Origin of the sequence: Pseudomonas rhizophila (assembly GCF_003033885.1) — a bacterium.
Taxonomy (GTDB): Bacteria; Pseudomonadota; Gammaproteobacteria; order Pseudomonadales; family Pseudomonadaceae; genus Aquipseudomonas; species Aquipseudomonas rhizophila.
The window spans coordinates 5,446,419-5,463,334 of the sequence record NZ_CP024081.1 but is presented as its reverse complement, the minus strand read 5'-3'; the positions used below and the strand labels follow the sequence as shown (position 1 = coordinate 5,463,334).

The 16,916-nt window shown below is 62.0% G+C and carries 12 protein-coding genes; 10 read left to right on the top strand and 2 right to left on the bottom strand.

Annotated elements, in window-relative coordinates:
• The first annotated feature begins 237 nt into the window (after positions 1-237).
• The 4 genes from CRX69_RS25325 to CRX69_RS25310 all read left to right on the top strand — a co-directional run bounded on the left by CRX69_RS25325 (position 238) and on the right by CRX69_RS25310 (position 7,045).
• The gene (locus tag CRX69_RS25325; RefSeq protein WP_107323047.1) at positions 238-3,819 is read left to right on the top strand and encodes a DUF2339 domain-containing protein; all 3,582 of its coding nucleotides are present in this window, start codon (positions 238-240) and stop codon (positions 3,817-3,819) included.
• A complete protein-coding gene (locus tag CRX69_RS25320; protein WP_107323046.1) occupies positions 3,816-5,183 on the top strand; it encodes a DUF3999 domain-containing protein in 1,368 nt (455 codons plus the stop codon). The genes CRX69_RS25325 and CRX69_RS25320 overlap by 4 nt, the downstream gene beginning before the upstream one ends.
• A gap of 251 nt (positions 5,184-5,434) precedes the next feature.
• Positions 5,435-6,445, top strand: coding sequence for a class 1 fructose-bisphosphatase (locus tag CRX69_RS25315; protein ID WP_107323045.1), 1,011 nt, complete (start codon positions 5,435-5,437; stop codon positions 6,443-6,445).
• Between the two features lie 3 nt (positions 6,446-6,448).
• A complete protein-coding gene (locus CRX69_RS25310; protein ID WP_107323044.1) occupies positions 6,449-7,045 on the top strand; it encodes a DUF924 family protein in 597 nt (198 codons plus the stop codon).
• A 131-nt stretch (positions 7,046-7,176) separates the two neighbouring features.
• On the opposite strand, the gene CRX69_RS25305 is transcribed toward CRX69_RS25310, so the two are convergent.
• A complete protein-coding gene (locus tag CRX69_RS25305; protein ID WP_197685214.1) occupies positions 7,177-9,069 on the bottom strand; it encodes a methyl-accepting chemotaxis protein in 1,893 nt (630 codons plus the stop codon).
• Between the two features lie 283 nt (positions 9,070-9,352).
• On the opposite strand from CRX69_RS25305, the gene CRX69_RS25300 reads away from it, so the two are divergent.
• Both CRX69_RS25300 and CRX69_RS25295 read left to right on the top strand, forming a co-directional pair.
• Positions 9,353-9,607: a lipoprotein gene (locus CRX69_RS25300; RefSeq protein WP_047226926.1), complete on the top strand. Its 255-nt coding sequence runs from the start codon at positions 9,353-9,355 to the stop codon at positions 9,605-9,607.
• Between the two features lie 31 nt (positions 9,608-9,638).
• Entirely contained in the window at positions 9,639-10,208 is a 570-nt protein-coding gene (locus tag CRX69_RS25295) for a lipocalin family protein (RefSeq protein ID WP_047226927.1), read from the top strand.
• A gap of 114 nt (positions 10,209-10,322) precedes the next feature.
• Here CRX69_RS25295 and CRX69_RS25290 read toward each other — a convergent pair whose 3' ends face one another.
• Complete coding sequence (locus CRX69_RS25290) at positions 10,323-11,687, bottom strand: formimidoylglutamate deiminase (protein ID WP_107323043.1); 1,365 nt, start codon at positions 11,685-11,687, stop codon at positions 10,323-10,325.
• Positions 11,688-11,831: 144 nt separating this feature from the next.
• Between CRX69_RS25290 and hutC the strand changes: the two genes are divergently transcribed.
• From hutC to CRX69_RS25270, 4 genes are all read left to right on the top strand, one after another.
• Positions 11,832-12,542 (top strand): histidine utilization repressor, encoded by a 711-nt coding sequence (gene hutC / locus CRX69_RS25285; RefSeq protein WP_171061303.1) that lies wholly within the window; start codon positions 11,832-11,834, stop codon positions 12,540-12,542.
• Positions 12,542-13,111 (top strand): HutD/Ves family protein, encoded by a 570-nt coding sequence (locus CRX69_RS25280; RefSeq protein ID WP_107323306.1) that lies wholly within the window; start codon positions 12,542-12,544, stop codon positions 13,109-13,111. The genes hutC and CRX69_RS25280 overlap by 1 nt, the downstream gene beginning before the upstream one ends.
• Before the next feature lie 445 nt (positions 13,112-13,556).
• The gene (gene hutU, locus CRX69_RS25275) at positions 13,557-15,245 is read left to right on the top strand and encodes a urocanate hydratase (RefSeq protein WP_047226931.1); all 1,689 of its coding nucleotides are present in this window, start codon (positions 13,557-13,559) and stop codon (positions 15,243-15,245) included.
• Between the two features lie 145 nt (positions 15,246-15,390).
• Positions 15,391-16,857 (top strand): purine-cytosine permease family protein, encoded by a 1,467-nt coding sequence (locus CRX69_RS25270; RefSeq protein ID WP_107323042.1) that lies wholly within the window; start codon positions 15,391-15,393, stop codon positions 16,855-16,857.
• Positions 16,858-16,916 lie beyond the last annotated feature (59 nt).

The window sequence follows — 16,916 nt, the reverse complement described above, 5'->3', positions numbered from 1 at the left end:
ATACTAAGCGCCAGTTTCGCCGGGCTGTGTGGCCGGTTTAGTACTTGAGGCGCCAGCAATCCATTGTGGGAGCGAGCCTGCTCGCGATAACGGTGTGTCAGCCAACCTGTTTGGTAACTGACGGACCGCTATCGCGAGCAGGCTCGCTCCCACAAGGTTTGTGTGGTTCCACTAGACTGAACCAGGCACCGCTTCACCCCGGTTACGCCCGCAAAGGGCCGCTTAGGGATATCGACCATGCAATGGATTTTGATGCTGTTGGGCCTGGCATTTGGCTGGGTGGTGGATGAGTCGTTCGCCGATGCGCTGATAGGCGCGTTACTGGGCCTTGGCATCGCTCAGGGGATTGGTCTGCGTCGCCTCGGCGCCCACGCCGCCGAACAGCAGAACCAGTTGCAAACGGCCCAGCGCACCTTGAGCGCACTGGAGCAGCGGCTGATCGCGCTTGAGCGCAGCACGGTCGCAGCCTCCGAACCGCCGCCATCGCCCGAGATCGTCGTGGCCCAGGCACCGGAATCCGAAATTCCACCTGAACCGGAGCTGGTCTGGGAACTGCCGCCTGACCTTGAAGCCCTTCCGGCGATGACCACACAAGCCAGCCAGCCGTTGCCCGACGACGTATGGAAGTCTGCGCCGGCCGCCCCCAAACCGGTCCAGCCGGAACCGGCTGCCCCTCGTGGTCCGAATCTGTTCGAGCGTGCCGTCGCGGGGGCGCGTAACTGGCTGTTTGGCGGTAATACCGTATTGCGGGTCGGGGTGGTGCTGTTGTTCCTCGGCCTGGCGTTTCTGCTGCGCTATGCCACTGAAGGCATGGTCGTGCCCATCGAGTTGCGTTATGCCGGCGTCGCGGCCAGTGCGTTGGGCCTGTTAGGCCTGGGCTGGTGGCTGCGCCAGCGCAACAGCAACTACGCGCTGATGTTGCAGGGCACCGGGATCGCCGTGCTGTACCTGACCGTGTTCGCCGCCATGCGCCTGCATCCGCTGCTCGACTCGAAAGCGGCCTTGGGCTTGCTGGTGGCGGTCACGGTGTTCTCGGCGATTCTGGCGGTCACCCAAAATGCCCTCGGCCTGGCTGCGGTGGCAGCGTTGGGCGGGTTTGCCGCGCCGATCCTGACGTCCACCGGCAGCGGTAACCATGTCGCGCTGTTCAGCTACTTCATCCTGCTCAATGCCGGCATTCTGGCGATTGCCTGGTTCAAGGCCTGGCGCCTGCTCAACCTGATTGGTTTTGTCGGCACCTTCGGCATCGGTTTCGCCTGGGGCTTGCGCTCTTATGGGCCGGAAGTGCTCTGGAGCACCGAGCCGTTCCTGATTGTTTTCTTCCTGATGTACCTGGCGATCGGCTTGTTGTTTACCCGACGCAAGCTGCTGGAAATGGGCGACGGGCCCGAGGACGAAGGCCGCGATGCGCTATTGCGCTGGTCGGCCCGCAAGGGCGACTACGTGGACGGCACCCTGTTGTTCGGCCCGCCCCTGGTGGGGTTCGGTCTGCAGTTCGCGCTGGTGCAGCATCTGGAGTTCGCCGCAGCGTTCAGCGCCCTGGCCCTGGGCATCATCTACATGGGACTGGCGCGGGGATTGATGGGGGGGCGCGCCGTCCTGTTGGCCGAAACCTGCCTGGCCTTGGGGGTGGTTTTTGCCAGCCTGGCGATTCCCCTGGGCCTCGATGCTCGGTGGACCGCGGCGGCATGGGCCGTGGAAGGGGCGGGGATTTTCTGGCTGGGCCTGCGTCAGCAGCGGCCTTTGGCTCGGGCTTTTGCCTTGCTGCTGCAACTGGGCTCGGCGCTGGCTTTTGTCAGCGAGTTGCGTCAGGGCGACAGCAGCCTGATCGATGGCGCCCCGCTGGGGGCGTTGATGCTGGGTGGCGCCTTGCTGTTCAGTTTCTACCAGTTGCGCAAGACCGCGCCTGAGCACGCCACACGCTGGGAGCGCCAAGGCCTGCCGGTGCTGGCAGTGCTGGGCTTGAGTTTTCTCTATCTGCTGGCGCCGTTGTTCTTCTTCACTCACGGCACTGCCATCGCCTGGGCCTTGGCCGGTCTGGCGACGCTGTTCGCGGGCCTGCGCCTGCAATCGCGCAGCTTTCTGTTTACCGCGTTCGCGGTGCAGTTGCTGGGCGGTGCGCTGTTCCTGTTGCGTTTGCAGGGGGCCGAAGGGGATTCGACCGCCGTGTTCAGCGCTGGCTGGAGCGGTTTGCTCAGCGCCTCCCTGATCGGCCTGGCGCTGATTGGCGGCATGCTGTTGGCGGCACGCGATGACATGGTGCGCAACGATGTCCGATTGCTACGCGGGCTGTCGGTGGTGCTGCTGGCTGGGTTGGTGCTGATCAACCTTGCCGTGCTCTTCGTCCTGCCCTGGCAAACGGCGAGCGGTGTATGGGCGGCCAGCGGCCTGCTGATCATCTGGCTGAGCCTGTACCTGAAGCAGCGCGTGAGTTTCGTGTTTGGCCTGTTGTTGCAGTTGATCGGCGGCGCGGCGTTTCTTGCCGCCGGGTCGGCGCTGCTCGGGCCGCTGAGTGCCGAGGATCTGCGGCCCCTGGCCCACAGCGGGTTCTGGACGCCGCTGGTACTGGGGTTGGCGGCGCTGGTAGGCGCCTGGCGATTGCAGCGCGGTCATCCGTCGGCGGTGTTCCAGGCCTTGAGCTTGCAGCGGTTGTCCGAGTTGCTGCTGGTCTGGGGGGCAGGCTGGTGGGCGCTGGCGTGGGGCAGCGAAGTGCTGCGCTTTGCACCGCAGCACCTGCAAGGTCATTTGATGCTGATCGTCGCGGCAATCAGTGTAGCGCTGTGGGCATTGCTGGCGCTGCGTTTGAAATGGCCGGCGATGGGGTTGCTATGCACCTTGCTGATACCTGTGGCCGGCTGTGTGCTGGTCGCGACTGGGCACAGCCGTTATCACCCGGCGGCGGATTTCGGCTGGCTGGCCTGGTTGGCCGTGTTCGCCGTGCATTTGCTTTCCCTGAAACGTCTGGCACCGCTGCTACCGGCCCGGGCGCGCAGCACCGCCCATGTGCTCGGTTGCTGGCTGCTGATCGGTGTGCTGGCGCTGGAGGTGCGCTACGGCCTGCTGCTGCTGTCCGAGCAGTACAACGCCTGGCGCTGGCTGGGTTGGGCGATTCTGCCGAGCCTGTACCTGGTGCTGATGGCCGCGCCGCGGGCCTGGCCGTGGCCGGTCTCGGCCCATTCGCGCGAATATCGTGTGTACGCGGCGGCACCCCTGGCCCTGTTGATGCTGGGCTGGTTCTGGCTGGCCAACACCTTCAGCGACGGCAGCGCCGAGCCGTTGCCCTATGTGCCGCTGCTCAACCCGTTGGAGCTGGGCTTGCTGTTCGCCTTGTTTGGCGTCTACGCGTGGGCCCGCAGCGCGGTGGCGCAACTGGCAATCCGGTGGGGTCATGCCGGACACGTCGCCCAGTTGATCGCCGGCGTGTCGCTGTTCGCGTTCTTCACCGCCGTGGTGATGCGCAGTGCCCACCATTGGATCGGCGTGCCGTTCGAGCTGGATGCGTTGCTCGAATCCATGTTCGTGCAGGCCGGGCTGTCCATCGTCTGGACCCTGATTGCCCTGGGCCTGATGATCGGCGGGCATTTGCGCCATCGTCGTGAGGTCTGGCTGATCGGTGCGGCGTTGATCGCCGTGGTGGTGGCCAAGCTGTTCTTTGTCGAATTGAGCAACCGTGGCGGTCTGGCGCGGATCGTGTCGTTTATCGGCGTGGGTGTATTGCTGTTGGTGGTGGGCTACTTCGCGCCGCTGCCGCCAAAACGCCCGGAAGGGGGCTCGCGGACCGAGCCGCCAATACCTGTCAGTGAGGGAGTGTCGTCTTGAGTCACAAGTTGAGTCGCATCGGGTTGGGCGTGGTGGGGTTGTGGGTGGCCTTGTCGGTGACGGCCCAGGAACAGCCGGCGGACTTTGCCCATCAGGTGCAATTGGCCTTGAGCGGCGAGGGGCCTTGGTATCGCCTGGCGTTGCCCCTGGAGATTCAGTTGCAAGCGCGCCAGACCGATCTGAGCGACCTGCGGGTGTTCAACGCCGCCGGGCAGGCACAGGCCTACGCATTGGTTCGCGAGACGGCCCGGAGCCGGGAAAACAGCACCACCGACGTGAAGTGGTTCCCGTTGTACAACGCCGCCGATGACAACGAGCGCGCGCCCAGCGTACGGGTGCAATCGAGCGCCAACGGCACGCTGGTGCAGGTGCAACCGTCCAGCCGGCTCGAGGCGGGGGAGGAGGAACTGCGCGGCTGGCTGCTGGATGCCAGTGCGATCAAGGCGCCCTTGCAGCAGCTGATCCTCGACTGGACCAGCGAGCGCGACGGCTTCCAGCGCTTCACCATCGAAGCCAGTGACGACCTGCAACACTGGCAGGCGTGGGGCGAAGGCCAGGTGGCGCGGCTGACCTTTGCTGATGAGCGAGTGGAGCAGCATGAGGTCAGCTTGCCAGGACAGCCGGCGCGTTATCTGCGGTTGTTATGGGAATCGCCATCATCGGCGCCGGTGTTGACCTCGGCCCAGTTGCAGAGCGGCAGTCGCGAGAGCCTGCCGTTGCCGTTGGTCTGGTCGCAGCCTTTGGCCGGTAGCACCACGAAGGCTGGGCAATACACCTGGCAGTTGCCCATGGGGTTGAATGTCGAACAGGTGCAGGTCGAACTGAGCCAGGCCAACAGCCTGGCACCGGTGACCCTGGCCGGACGGCGTGAAAGCAGCCAGCCGTGGCAATCGCTGGGCAGCGGCTTGCTGTATCGCCTGACCCAGAACGGCCAGGATGTGCTGCAAAACCAACTGCAGCTGTCGGGGCAGACCGTGCAGCAATTGAAGCTGACGGTGGACGAGCGAGGCGGCGGCCTCGGTGCCCAAGCGCCAGCCTTGCGTTTTGCCGTGCGCCCGACCCAGGTGGTGTTCCTGGCGCGTGGCGAGGGGCCCTACAGCCTGGCGCTGGGCAATGCGACGGCGAAAGCGGCCAGCCTGCCACTGGCCACGCTGGTGCCCGATTACAAGCCGTCACGCCTGGCGACCCTGGGTACGGCGACGCTGAGCGGTGCGGCCACCTCGACACCGGTTACCGCCTCCACGCCTGCGACCATCGAGACCAACTGGAAGAAGATCGGCTTGTGGGCGGTGTTGCTGATCAGCGTACTGGTCCTCGCGGGGATGGCATTGAGCTTGCTGCGCAAGCCGCCGGTCAAAAACTGAGGTGCTGCACACCCATCGCGAGCAGGCTCGCTCCCACACTGGATTTATGTCGTATACAAAAACTGTGTCCGCAGAAGATCAAATGTGGGAGCGAGCCTGCTCGCGATAGCGTCCTATCGACAACAGAAATACCCAAGCGAGGCGCGACCCCGTGAACTCAATCCTCCATTCCCCGTCTCATAGGAGGAATTAAGTCCCGACTCGCGCTAAACTGCGCAGGTTTTTCCGCCCCCTATTCTTCGGAGCCGTCCATGTCCCGCGTTACCTTGAGTCGCTATTTGATTGAGCAGACCCGCAGCAACAACACCCCTGCCGATCTGCGCTTTTTGATCGAAGTGGTGGCGCGTGCATGCAAGGAGATCAGCCACGCCGTATCCAAAGGCGCCCTGGGTGGTGTCCTGGGCAGCATGGGCACCGAAAACGTGCAGGGCGAAGTGCAGAAGAAGCTCGACGTGCTCTCTAACGAAATTCTGCTCGAAGCCAACGAATGGGGCGGCCACCTGGCCGGCATGGCGTCCGAGGAAATGGACAACGCCTACCAGATCCCAGGCAAATACCCCAAGGGTGCTTACCTGCTGGTGTTCGACCCACTGGACGGTTCGTCGAACATCGATATCAACGCGCCAGTGGGCACCATCTTCTCGGTATTGCGTTGCCCGAACGAATACCTGAGCCAGAATGAAGCCTTGAATGAAAAGGCGTTCCTGCAGCCAGGCACCGAACAGGTCGCCGCCGGTTATGCCATCTATGGCCCGCAGACCATGCTGGTGCTGACCCTGGGCGACGGCGTCAAAGGCTTCACGCTGGACCGTGAGATGGGCAGCTTCGTCCTGACCCACGAAGACATCACCATTCCTGAAACCACCCAGGAATTCGCCATCAACATGTCCAATCAGCGTCACTGGGAAGCCCCGGTACAACGCTATGTGAGCGAATTGCTGGCCGGTGAAGAAGGTCCGCTGAAAAAGAACTACAACATGCGCTGGGTCGCCGCGATGGTCGCGGACGTACACCGCATCCTGACCCGTGGCGGTCTGTTCATGTACCCGCGCGACAGCCGCGAGCCGTCCAAGCCGGGCAAACTGCGTCTGATGTACGAAGCCAACCCGATGTCGTTCCTGGTGGAACAGGCTGGCGGTGCGTCCACTGACGGTCACCAGCGTATTCTCGACATCCAGCCCGAAGGCCTGCACCAGCGTGTGGCGGTGTTCCTTGGCTCGAAGGAAGAGGTCGCCCGCGCCACGGCCTACCACAAGGAATAAATCATGGCCCAGCCCTGGCAGCCGTTGCTCGATTGGTGGTTTGGCTCCGCCAAATCGCCGGACGAAATAGCCGCTGACAAGGGCAAGCTGTGGTTCGGCAAACGGCATGATCGCCAAGCGCAAGAGCGCTTCGGCGATCAGGTCGAGCAGGCACTGGCCGGCGGATTGACCGACTGGGCGCAACGCCCCGAAGGCTGGCTGGCCCTGGTGCTGCTGCTTGATCAGCTCCCGCGGATGATCTTTCGCGACTCCCCCAAGGCTTTTTCCGGTGACCTGCGTGCCCAAGCGCTGGTGGCCCAGGGCATGGCGGCGGGTTTCGACCGGCAACTCGAACCTATCCAGCGGGTGTTCATCTACCTGGTGCTCGAACATTGCGAAAACCTGGCAGTGCAGAATGAAGCGGTGTCCCGTTTCATCGAACTGACCCGCGAGCAGCCCGAGGCGGATCGGGCGGTGTTCGAAGACAACCTGGATTACGCCGAGCGGCATCAGAAGATCATTGCGCAGTTTGGACGTTTCCCCCATCGCAATGCGGTGTTGGGGCGTGAGTCCACGGCTGATGAAATCGAGTTTTTGAACAGGCCTGGGTCCAGGTTCTAGATTGCGTTGCGGCTACTATCGCCATCGCGAGCAGGCTCGCTCCCACAGTTGATCTTTGGTGATCGCGGATTTTGTGTCCGACAGAGATCGGTGTGGGAGCGAGCTTGCTCGCGATGGGGCCCGCCCGGGCACTAGATTCGGAAACTACCCACCAACTGCTTCAACCGCGCCGCTTGCTGTTCAAGGTCGGCACAGGCCCGCAATGTCGCTTGCAGGTTTTCCACACCTTCCTGGTTCAGCGTGTTGATTTCGGTGATGTCGACGTTGATCGATTCCACCACGGCGGTCTGCTCTTCTGTGGCGGTGGCCACGGACTGGTTCATGCCGTCGATTTCACCGATGCGCTGGGTCACGCTGCCCAGGCGTTCGCCGGCCTGGTTGGCGATGCCGACGCTGCTTTCGCTCTGGCGCTGGCTGTCGGTCATGGTCAGGACCGCTTCCCGGGCGCCGACTTGCAGCTCCTCGATCATCTTCTGCACCTGCTGCGCCGAATCCTGGGTGCGATGAGCCAGGTTGCGCACTTCATCGGCCACCACCGCGAAGCCGCGACCGGCTTCACCGGCCCGGGCGGCTTCGATGGCTGCGTTCAGGGCGAGCAGGTTGGTCTGCTGGGAAATGCTGGTGATCACCTCAAGGATCTGGCCGATGTTCACCGTATTGTTGTTCAGGGTTTCGATGTTGCCGCACGAATCGCTGATCTTGGCGGACAACTGCTGCATGGCGGTGATGGTTTTATCCACCACGTGTTGACCGTCTTCGGCCAGGCTGCGGGCATCGCTGGAATGTTGCGAGGCGAGGGCGGCGTTCTGGGCGATTTCCTGGGCGGCGGCACCGAGCTGGTTGATCGCCGCGGCTACGCTGCTGGTGCGTGAAGCCTGCTGATCGGAATTGACCATCGACGAGTTTGACGCGCTGACCACACGCAGCGCGACTTCGTTGACCAGACCGGTGGCCGAGGCCACTTCGCGGATCGACGTGTGAATACGCTCCACGAAACGGTTGAACGACGTGCCCAGAGCGCCGAATTCGTCCTGGCCATGGATGGTCAGACGGCGTGTCAGGTCGCCTTCGCCTTCGGCGATGTCATGCATGGCGCGGCCCATGGTCAGCAGCGGTTGCATCAGCACGCGGATCAGCATGCCCAGCAGGGCGATGATGAATACTACGGCAATCACCATGGCGATCAGCGCCGAAGTACGGAACTCGCTGAGCATCGCCAGGGCAGTGTTCTTGTCGAGCACCAGCGCCACGTACCAGTCGGCCCCCGGTACGCCGTTGACCCGCGTGAAGGAGAGGTATTGAGTCTTGCCGTCGAGCTCGACTTCTTTCATGCCTGGGCTGACGTGCAGTGCGCCGTCAGGGTAGGCCTCGGCCAGGGTCTTGAGCACGCGCTTGCTGTCGGGGTGGATGAGGATCTTGCCGTCGGCGCTGACGATGAACGCATGGCCGTGGCCGCCAAAATTCAGCGAGTTGATGATGGCGCTGACGCTGGACAGGTCGATGTCCGCACCGGCCACGCCGATCATCTGGTTCTGATGTTGTACCGGGGTGGCGACGGTTATTACCAGTTTGCCCGACGAGGCGGCGATGTAGGGTTCGGTGACGATGGTTTGTTGGGCGCTGTTGGCGGCCTTGTACCAGCCACGGGCGCGGGGATCGTAGTCGGCCGCACGATTGCCGGCCGGTACCGAGAACATCACGCCGTCGGTGCCACCGAAATAGCTGAGCTGGAAGTTGCCGGTGTAGGCCGGTAGGCCCACGGCGCGCTTGAGACTATCGGCACTGCTGCCGTCCACGGCAATCTGCTGGGCCAACGATTGCAGCAATTGGGTGCGGCCTTCGACCCAGGTTTGAATGTTGCGGCTGGTCAGGCTGCCGAGCTCCTGCATGGAGGTCTCGGTGCTGGCTTGCAAGCCCTGGCGCTGACGGTAGTCGTTGAACAGGATGAAGCAGGCGAATGCAACGGCTACCACGAGCGCAGCAGCCAGCAGGATTTTGTGGCTGAATTTCATGTTTCTGGTCATTAAGAACGCTACCGCAGAGGAGCTGGTCTGGAAGGGGCGTCAATTTGCCATAACACCTGGCATCGCGCTGCTCTTTTTATCGGCTCCAAAGCGCTTTGAATCAGGCGCGTGCAGGCTAATCCCGACGAAATACACGACGGCGTCACAAACGGGTTGATTCATCCATGAAACACCGGCCCAAAGCCCAACAAATACTGGGTCTGTCGGGGAACCAGATAGGGGTTTTCTCTTCTAAGGTTCTGGTTGGCACCCTGCCACCCCCTTCCGTTCCAGGAGTTACACCATGTCGCTGCGATCTATCGCCCTGTTGTCCTTGTGCGTCTTGTTGACGGCATGCAGCAAGGTCAACCAGGAAAACTATTCGAAACTGTCTGCCGGCATGCCCAAGGCCGAAGTCGAAGCGTTGTTGGGGAAACCGACCGATTGTTCGGGCGCGCTCGGCATGTCCAGTTGCACCTGGGGCGACCAGAAGAGCTTTATCAGCGTGCAGTACGCCGGTGACAAAGTGTTGATGTTTTCCGGCCAAGGCCTGAAGTAAACCGGGGCCACCGGCCCGCGGGAGAAAAATAATGATGCGGTTATTGTTAGTGCTTTTTGCCGGCCTGGTATTGGCTGGCTGTGCCACTTCTGGCGAAGACCCGTTGGCGCCAAAGACTGTCAACAGCGTCGACCTCAAGCGTTACCAAGGGACCTGGTACGAGTTGGCCCGTCTACCGATGTACTTCCAGCGCAACTGCGCGCAATCGGAAGCCCACTACACCCTCAAGCCTGACGGCAATGTGGATGTGTTCAACCGCTGCCTGACCTCGGACTGGCAGTGGGAAGAAGCCAGGGGCACTGCAACGCCTCAAGTGCCGGGCAAGACCGACAAGCTCTGGGTCGAGTTTGATAACTGGTTTTCGCGGATCGTGCCGGGTGTGGCGAAGGGGCAATACTGGGTCCTGTATGTCAGCGATGATTACAAGACCGCCATCGTCGGTGACCCGAGTCGTCGCTACATGTGGTTGCTGTCCCGAACCCCGACGGTCAATGGCGTTGTGCGCGAAGAACTGCTGAGTAAGGCGCGCCAGCAGGGTTACGACACAACACGGTTGATCTGGCGTGCCTCGGATCGGCAGATGGCCAAGACTTCGGATTGATAGTCACCGATCAAATGTGGGAGCGAGCCTGCTCGCGATGAGGTCGTCACATTCAACACAGATGTTGACTGATAGACCGCCATCGCGAGCAGGCTCGCTCCCACAGTTTTGTGGTCAACCCAACAGTTCGCGCAAGACTTGAGTAAACGCCCGCGCACTGTCCTCCTCCCCGGCATGATGCCCGTCACGCACGACCCATTGCCCGCCAACCATCACATCCCGCACCTGACGATCTGCGCCGGCAAACAGCCAGCGATTGAGAATCCCATCGCCGTTGGCGGTGGCCAGGTATGGATCGTTGCCATCGAGCACCAGCCAGTCGGCGCGCTTGCCCACTTCGAGGGCGCCGACCGGTTGTCCCAACGCCTGGGCACCCCCTTGCAGCGCGGCATCGAACAAGGTGCGCCCGACCATCGGTTGATCGGCCCGATACAAGCGGTTGCGCCGTTGATCTCGCAGGCGCTGGCCGTATTCCAGCCAGCGCAGCTCTTCCACCACGCTCAACGACACATGGCTGTCGGAACCGATCCCAAGACGTCCGCCCTGGGCGAGGAAATCCACGGCCGGGAAAATCCCGTCACCCAGGTTGGCTTCGGTGGTCAGGCACAGGCCGGCAATCGCCTGGCTCCTGGCCATGAGGCTGACTTCGTGAGCATTGGCGTGGGTGGCGTGGACCAGGCACCAGCGCTGATCCACCTCGGTGTTTTCGTACAGCCATTGCAGCGGTCGGGCGCCACTCCAGCTCAGGCAGTCGTCGACTTCCTTTTGCTGCTCGGCAATGTGGATGTGCACCGGGCAATGGCGGTCGCTGGCGGCCAGCACTTCCTGGATTTGCCCGGGGGTCACGGCGCGCAGCGAGTGGAAACACAAACCCAGCGCCTGGGCTGGTTGCCCGGCCAGGATCGGCTGCAAGCGTGACTGAAGTTTCAAGTAGTTTTCGGTGCTGTTGATGAATCGACGTTGCCCGTCATTGGGGGCCTGGCCACCGAAACCGGAATGGCTGTAGAGCACCGGCAGCAGGGTCAGGCCGATGCCGGCGGCGCTGGCGGCCTGGCTGATGCGCAGGGCCAGTTCCGCCGGGTCGGCGTAAGGCGTGCCGTCGGTGTCGTGGTGTACATAATGGAATTCGGCGACCGAGGTGTAACCGGCCTTGAGCATTTCGATGTACAGCTGTCGGGCGATGATGCCGAGCTGATCGGGGCTGATTTTTCCGACGAGGCTGTACATCAGGTCGCGCCAGGTCCAGAAACTGTCGTTGGGGTTGCCCGCCACTTCCGCCAGCCCGGCCATGGCCCGCTGGAAGGCGTGGGAGTGCAGGTTCGGCATGCCAGGCAACAGTGGCCCGCCCAGCCGTTCGGCGCCGTTTGCCTGGGAATCGGCCTGGATATGAGTCAAGACGCCGCTGGCGTCGACTTCAAAACGTACATCATGGGCCCATCCACTAGGCAGCAGCGCGCGTTCGGCAAAGAAGGCGGACATGGTTCAACCTCATCGTGCGTAATTTGTATATACATATACAGACGTTTGCCTGCCCGGTAAACTCCGGCAAGCTAGCACCCTTCTTTTGCAGAACAAGGAACCGCCGTGCCGACTCCGCCTGCCAAACCGCCGCTGGCCGCAAACATGGGCGACAGTCCGGCGCCCTTGTACGCCCGCGTCAAACAGATGATCACCCAGCAGATCGACAGTGGAAACTGGCCGCCGCATTACCGCGTGCCGTCGGAAAGCGAACTGGTCAGCCAACTGGGTTTCAGCCGCATGACCATCAATCGTGCCCTGCGTGAGATGACCGCCGACGGCCTGTTGGTGCGCATGCAGGGCGTCGGCACCTTCGTGGCCGAGCCCAAGAGCCAGTCGGCGTTGTTCGAAGTGCATAACATTGCCGACGAGATCGCCTCCCGAGGCCACCGCCATACGTGCAAGGTCATCACGCTGGAGGAGGAGGCCGCCGGTTCCGAGCGCGCCCTGGCCCTGGACATGCGCGAAGGCCAGAAGGTATTCCATTCGCTGATCGTTCATTTCGAAAACGACATCCCCGTGCAAATCGAGGACCGTTTCGTCAATGCCCTGGTGGCCCCGGACTACCTCAAGCAGGACTTCACCCTGCAAACGCCCTACGCCTACCTCAACCAGGTTGCGCCGCTGACCGAAGGCGAGCACGTGGTTGAAGCGATTCTCGCTGAGGCGAGCGAGTGCAAGCTGCTGCAGATCGAACGGGGCGAGCCATGCCTGTTGATTCGCCGCCGCACCTGGTCGGGGCGTCAGCCGGTAACCGCCGCGCGCCTGATTCACCCCGGTTCCCGTCATCGTCTGGAAGGACGCTTTCATAAATGATCAAGCAGATGAAAGTTCTGCGCGCCGCCGATTATCCACGCATGCCATGGAAAAACGGCGGCGGCAGCACCGAAGAAATTACCCGTGATGCGGGTACCGGCCTGGACGGTTTCGGCTGGCGCCTGTCGATTGCCGATATTGCTGAGTCGGGTGGCTTTTCCAGCTTCGCCGGTTACGAGCGGGTCATCAGTGTCTTGCAGGGTGACGGCATGACGCTGAACGTCGATGGTCAGGTTACGCGGGCTTTGCATCCGCTGGACCCTTTTGCATTCAACGGCGAGAGCCATGTGCACTGCACGTTGCTGGGCGGGCCGATTCGTGATTTCAACCTGATCTACGCGCCACTGCGTTACCGCGCGCGGTTGCAGTGGATGGGCGGCCAGCAGCGGTTTTTCAGTGAGGCGGGGACGGTGTTGGTGTTCAGTGCGGCTCCGACGCTGAGGGTCAAGATTGATACGGCTGTCGAGGCACTGGGGCTTTATGACTGCCTGCAACTGAGCGGTAACACCGGATTGCTGGAGATATCAACTGCTGGCCAGTGCTGTGTGATCGAGCTGACTGCTCACTGACCTCAGACGTGTAGGCCATTGTGGCGAGGGAGCTCGCTCCCGCTCGACTGCGCAGCAGTCGCAAAAAATATAGGGCTGCTTCGCACCCCAGCGGGAGCAAGCCCCCTCGCCACAAAAGCCTGATCGTTGTTCCTTCTACTCGCACCAACTTGTTACCGAATGCCCCAGCGTGGCGCAACGCCACGCTTTATTGGCCCTTCCTTCCAGTACCAAAAATCCCCTTCAGAAATTTCATTTTCCGCTAGAGCCCTTTAATTACGGGACTCACAACCATGCTCGTCGTTTTCCTTGGGCGCGCATTCATCAAGTTGGCCGCCTGATTGCATATGCTTGTACATACAAGTAAAGACGTATGCGTATGAGTCACCATTGCTCAACGTAACGTGCCTGGAAATCGCGCCCATTGCCTGGGCTGGTCTGGATTGATCGCTGAGGAGTTCTTGCTGTGACCGACGCTACCCGCAAACCCGAAAAATACCGTGACGTTGAAATCCGTGCCCCACGCGGTAACACCCTGACCGCCAAGAGCTGGCTGACCGAAGCGCCGCTGCGCATGTTGATGAACAACCTCGACCCGGAAGTGGCCGAGAACCCCAAGGAACTGGTGGTTTACGGTGGCATCGGCCGTGCGGCGCGTAACTGGGAGTGCTACGACAAGATCGTCGAAAGCCTGACCAACCTCAACGACGACGAAACCCTGCTGGTGCAATCCGGCAAGCCGGTGGGCGTGTTCAAAACCCACAGCAACGCTCCTCGCGTGTTGATCGCCAACTCCAACCTGGTGCCGCACTGGGCCAGTTGGGAACACTTCAACGAACTGGACGCCAAGGGCCTGGCCATGTACGGCCAGATGACCGCCGGCAGCTGGATCTACATCGGCAGCCAGGGCATCGTCCAAGGCACCTACGAGACCTTCGTCGAGGCCGGTCGCCAGCATTACGACGCCAACCTCAAGGGGCGCTGGGTCCTCACGGCCGGCCTGGGCGGCATGGGCGGTGCGCAGCCGTTGGCCGCGACCCTGGCCGGTGCTTGCTCGCTGAACATCGAATGCCAGCAGGTGAGCATCGATTTCCGCCTCAAGACTCGTTATGTCGACGAACAGGCCACTGATCTGGACGACGCCCTGGCCCGTATCGAGAAATACACCGCAGAAGGCAAGGCGATCTCCATCGCGCTCTGTGGCAACGCCGCCGAAATCCTGCCGGAAATGGTCCGTCGCGGTGTGCGCCCGGACATGGTCACCGACCAGACCAGCGCCCACGACCCGCTCAACGGTTACCTGCCGGCCGGCTGGACCTGGGACGAGTACCGCGCCCGCGCCAAGACTGAGCCTGCTGCCGTGGTCAAAGCGGCCAAACAATCGATGGCCGTCCACGTCAAAGCCATGCTGGCCTTCCAGAAAATGGGCGTGCCGACCTTCGACTACGGCAACAACATCCGTCAGATGGCCCAGGAAGAGGGCGTCGAAAATGCCTTCGATTTCCCAGGGTTCGTGCCGGCGTATATCCGTCCGCTGTTCTGCCGTGGCATCGGTCCGTTCCGCTGGGCTGCGCTGTCGGGCGACCCGCAGGACATCTACAAGACCGACGCCAAGGTCAAGGAACTGATCCCCGACGACGCCCATCTGCACAACTGGCTGGACATGGCCCGCGAGCGCATCAGCTTCCAGGGTCTGCCGGCGCGTATCTGCTGGGTCGGCCTGGGCCAGCGTGCCAAGCTGGGCCTGGCGTTCAACGAAATGGTGCGCAGCGGCGAATTGTCGGCCCCTATCGTGATCGGCCGCGACCACCTGGACTCCGGTTCCGTGGCCAGCCCCAACCGCGAAACCGAAGCCATGCAGGACGGTTCCGATGCCGTGTCCGATTGGCCGTTGCTCAACGCCTTGCTCAACACCGCCAGCGGCGCGACCTGGGTGTCGCTGCACCATGGCGGCGGCGTCGGCATGGGCTTCTCCCAGCATTCGGGCATGGTCATTGTCTGCGACGGCACCGACGAAGCGGCCGAGCGAATTGCCCGCGTGCTGCACAACGATCCGGGTACTGGGGTGATGCGCCATGCTGATGCTGGCTATCAGATCGCGATTGATTGCGCCAAGGAACAGGGGCTGAACCTGCCGATGATCACCGGCAAGTAACCCCGGAGCCCATGTGGGAGCGAGCTTGCTCGCGATGTGGCCGGCACATTCAACACTTGTGTTGGCTGATAGGCCGCCATCGCGAGCAGGCTCGCTCCCACAAAAAAGCAACGCTCGAACTAGGACAATCCACAGAGGTTGAACCATGGCCGTCACCCGCACACGCGCAAGCAGCAAGCCGTTGATCGAGAAGCGCTCGATCGACTACATACCGGAAGCGGAGAGACACGGCCGATTGTTGAGCCAGTTCACCCTCTGGATGGGTGCCAACCTACAAATCACTGCCATTGTCACCGGCGCATTGGCGGTGGTGCTGGGTGGTGATGTGTTCTGGTCGTTGATCGGTTTGCTGATCGGCCAACTGCTCGGCGGTGGCGTCATGGCGTTGCATGCCGCGCAAGGGCCCAAGCTTGGCCTGCCGCAGATGATCTCCAGCCGGGTGCAGTTTGGTGTGTACGGCGCGGCTATCCCGATCGTGCTGGTGTGCCTGATGTACCTGGGTTTCACCGCAACCGGAACCGTGCTTTCCGGCCAGGCGCTGGGCCAGTTGTTTGGTGTCAGCGACAGTGTCGGCATCCTCATTTTCGCCAGTACCATCGTGCTGGTCACGGTGCTCGGTTATCGGGTGATTCACTTCATTGGCCGTGTCGCCAGCGTCATTGGTGTGATCGCCTTTGTTTACCTGTTCGCTCGCCTGATGAGCCAGACGGACGTTGGCGCACTCCTGCAAATCCGCCATTTCAGCTGGAGCAGTTTCCTGCTTGCGGTGTCTCTCGCGGCTTCCTGGCAGATCGCCTTCGGCCCCTACGTGGCGGACTATTCGCGTTACCTGCCGAGCAAGACTTCCTCGGTGAAAACCTTTTTTGCCGCAGGCGCAGGTTCAGTCATCGGCGCGCAGGTGGCGATGATCCTCGGCGTGTTTGCCGCCGCCTCGGCCAATGGGCAGTTCGCGGGTCACGAAGTGGCCTACATCGTTGGTCTGGGTGGTACCGGTGCCACCGCTGCGCTGCTGTACTTCAGCATCGCGTTCGGCAAGGTCACTATCTCCACGCTGAACTCCTACGGCAGCTTCATGTGCATTGCGACCATCATCAGTGGTTTTCGGGGTCACCTGAACGTCACGCGCTTGCAGCGTCTAGGCTTCGTGCTGGTCATCGTCGGCGCGGCGACCCTGATCGCGCTGCTCGGTCAGCACTCGTTCCTCGGTGCGTTCAAGTCTTTCATCCTGTTCTTGCTGGCGTTCTTTACGCCTTGGAGCGCGATCAATCTGGTGGACTACTACTGCATCACTCGCGAGCGCTATGACGTGCCGGCGCTGGCCGACCCGAACGGTCGCTACGGTCGTTGGAATGCCCTTGGTATCAGCGTCTATGTCTTCGGTGTACTGGTTCAACTGCCGTTCATCGCCACCAAGTTCTATACCGGTCCGCTGGTGGAAGCCATGGGTGGTGTGGATATTTCCTGGATCATCGGCCTGGTGGTTCCGGCGGTGCTGTATTACCTCGCCGCCAGGAAGTGGCACAGCGCTGTACCCGATCAATTGATCCTGCCGGTCGAGCAGGACGCGGTTGACGCACAACCGAGCAGGGCGGGTCGCATCCAAGCGGCCTGATGGGATGTTGACAGGGCTGGATGCCTCTTGACTGCCGTAAGCCAATTCACTGATTAGGA